General features: G+C 66.1%; 1 protein-coding gene. It reads right to left on the bottom strand.

Annotated elements, in window-relative coordinates; all coding sequences use genetic code 11:
* A partial coding sequence (locus ACQG3P_RS20735) for a pseudouridine synthase (RefSeq protein ID WP_426806106.1) occupies positions 1-254 on the bottom strand: 254 nt, incomplete at both ends.

The raw sequence follows: 254 nt of genomic DNA, 5'->3' as shown, positions 1-254 counted from the left end.
TGCGGCGCACTTCTCGGTTGCGGCCTTCCTTGACGACCACGCGGAACCAGTCGTCCGAATCGGTGCCGCCGATGCGATCGATCTCGTCGAACTTGGCCGGGCCGTCTTCCAGCGCCACGCCACGGGAGAGGCGGTCGACGATGCGGTCTGGCACCTTCTCTTCGCCTTCCGGTGCACGCACGCGCACGACGTATTCGCGCTCGACGTCGTAGGGGGGGTGCATCATCGCATTGGCGAGTTCGCCATCGGTGGTG

The sequence above is a fragment of the Stenotrophomonas sp. SrG genome, from assembly GCF_050031795.1.
In the GTDB taxonomy this organism is placed as follows: Bacteria; Pseudomonadota; Gammaproteobacteria; order Xanthomonadales; family Xanthomonadaceae; genus Stenotrophomonas; species Stenotrophomonas rhizophila_A.
Note: the sequence above shows the minus strand (reverse complement) of the source record. Positions and strands in the feature narration are given on the sequence as shown.